The 2,306-nt window shown below is 54.1% G+C and carries 2 protein-coding genes; both read right to left on the bottom strand.

All coding sequences use genetic code 11. From position 1 onward, the window contains the following. Positions 1-658, bottom strand: a 658-nt coding sequence (locus PMN64_RS42715) for an aminotransferase class III-fold pyridoxal phosphate-dependent enzyme (RefSeq protein WP_411785097.1), incomplete at its 3' end; no start/stop codon positions are given. Positions 659-1,083: 425 nt separating this feature from the next. Then, the gene (locus PMN64_RS42710) at positions 1,084-1,809 is read right to left on the bottom strand and encodes a hypothetical protein (protein WP_411785096.1); all 726 of its coding nucleotides are present in this window, start codon (positions 1,807-1,809) and stop codon (positions 1,084-1,086) included. Positions 1,810-2,306 lie beyond the last annotated feature (497 nt).

Here is a 2,306-nt window from a genome sequence, read left to right as displayed (position 1 = left end):
GGCTCGGCATCGGATCCACCACAATGGCAGCAAGCTCGTGTGCATGCAAAGACAACAACCGACGCGAGCCTTCAACATCATTGAAGCGAAGCACGACCACTTCATCAAGCACGCTGGCGGGCATCCCCCGATAGGAGGCCGTAGACTTCGGAGCGGCAGGACTACCCCAGTTGTCCGAAGTCGCCGCAAGGCTCACCTCGCCCCAGTCGTAGGCGCCATGATAGGCTCCCTCGATCTTAGCGATTTTCGAGCGGCCGGTGAAGGCCCGCGCTGCCTTGATCGCAAACAACACGGCCTCCGTCCCTGTGTTGACGAAGCGAACACGATTAGCTTGCGGAATCCGACCGCAAAGTAGCTCGGCGAGCTCGATCTCGCTCTCTGTCGGATTTGCGAAGCAGCTCCCGCGCTGGAGCTGACGTGTTAGCGCTTCCACGACAGGTGCGAAGGCATGACCGTGAATCAAAGCCGTGAAGTTGCAATTGAGGTCGAGAAATCGGCGGCCATCCACATCGAACAGATAACTGCCCTCTCCGCGGTCTATATAGCGCGGCCCCGGATCCCGTTCGACGATTACTCGGGACGTACCATCAGGAAAGACTAAGCGCGCGCGGGCAAAATTATCCTTAGATTTCCGTCCAACACCTGCCAATGCCACCATTAGATGCCACCATCCTTGATCCGGCTACCCTCGTCTACCCTCGTCGATTTATTTCTCATCCATTCGATTCGAACGTTACTTCTATCCACTTCTCTCTGCCTCCTTCCATATGGCGGGCGCAGTGCTCGCGAGTGAGATCTTTCCGCACTGAGCATCGCGATACGTACCTGAACGTGGCAATAAGCCGTGACACATCTAGCCACTTCTCTTGCCGAAACGCCGACGTTCGTCTCGCGAAGTGCTTGGATTCATGTATCTCGAGCACGGGTTGGAGACGGTGATAGCAACATCTTGCCTGTCTGGGCCGGAGTAGCCGTTTCAAAAACTTCGGCATCGCTGTCGAACATCATCATGCCGCGACTGTACGTATGAGGGCGCCCATGCTGGTAATCTGAAGCACGCAGCTTGCGTCAAGTACCACATCGTCATGCTGACGACACATAGTTGTCTATAGCTAGTTCACCTTCTGTCCGGGGATCAACTAGGCTCCGCAACTCCTCGCCGGTCAGCCAAACAAGTAAATCTTCATCTACAATATCATCTTCTACTAGCTGTAACGTCGAGCCGCCGGCTTCATGATGCGTATGTCCGTATTGCGCAAGAACGCCCTTATCCAGCGTCCAGCTCGCCGCAAGTCCACATACAAAGTCGGGAGTCCACATGGCAAACGAGACGCCCCGCAATATTGCAGCCATGATCTTAGGCATGCCCTGTCCTCTGAAGTCCTTGCGCAACCAAAAATCCCCGTGGTAGGCCACTTTCCCACTGATCTTCTTCGCGCTTGGTGCTGTACAAGTACAACGGTCCTGAGGATGTGCATGAATGGTCGGGTCGGCGTAAAACGCCTTCAAGGATTGAAGGTGTTCTGCCAAGTTGGTGTGCGAAAGGTCATACAGTCGAGCAGCCTCTACAAGCACGACCTCACCATTCTTATCGATGCCCATCATCCAATATCCCTCGCCTGTTTTTATTGGGGAGCGATCCGGCCGAAACGTTGGATATGTGGGCTTCTTTGATGGAAGGGCCTGTGTGATTGAGACATAGTCGTGAAAATCGAATCCTATCGAAAGCTTGATGCCCTTTTGGGCGGCGAAGTCGTCATACACTCTAAGGAAGCGTGAGACTTGCAACGGGTTAACTACGTTTGTCATTTCTGCACCTAGCCTATGCGCCGAGCTACCAACTATGACTACAGCAATAACAATAGATCGAGACACTACCTGCTCTGGTGAGGAATATTGGGTTTGATGTTAGAGGAAGCGATGTTGAGGACATTTCAGAATTCAAGGGGCCGACGTTCCTAAGCATTAAAGCGAATTCGATTTGGGATATCCAAATCAGTCGGCTTCTGATTCATCATGCTGGCTGAGGAGGCCAGGGTGGCAAGCCTTAGCATCTTGATCTTCGAAGGCATGTGGTCGCGCGGCGATTCATGGCTGCATGTCCCGCAAAGACCGCCAAACAGTTTGGGGGCGCGATCAGCACGGCAGCCGGCTGGCTACCTCGGATCGAGGAGACCGGCAGCGTTTCGGCGGACCAGGCTGCCGGCCAGAAGCCGAAGATGATTTCCGGCTAGTGTCCTGAGTCACAAGTTCGCAATCGTAGATTCGCAGTAGATTCGCGTGGCTATGCCAAGGATGGAGGCAAA

This window comes from Bradyrhizobium sp. UFLA01-814 (assembly GCF_046718885.1).
In the GTDB taxonomy this organism is placed as follows: Bacteria; Pseudomonadota; Alphaproteobacteria; order Rhizobiales; family Xanthobacteraceae; genus Bradyrhizobium; species Bradyrhizobium elkanii.
The sequence above is the reverse complement of the archived record's forward strand: the minus strand, read 5'-3'. Positions and strand labels throughout refer to the sequence as shown.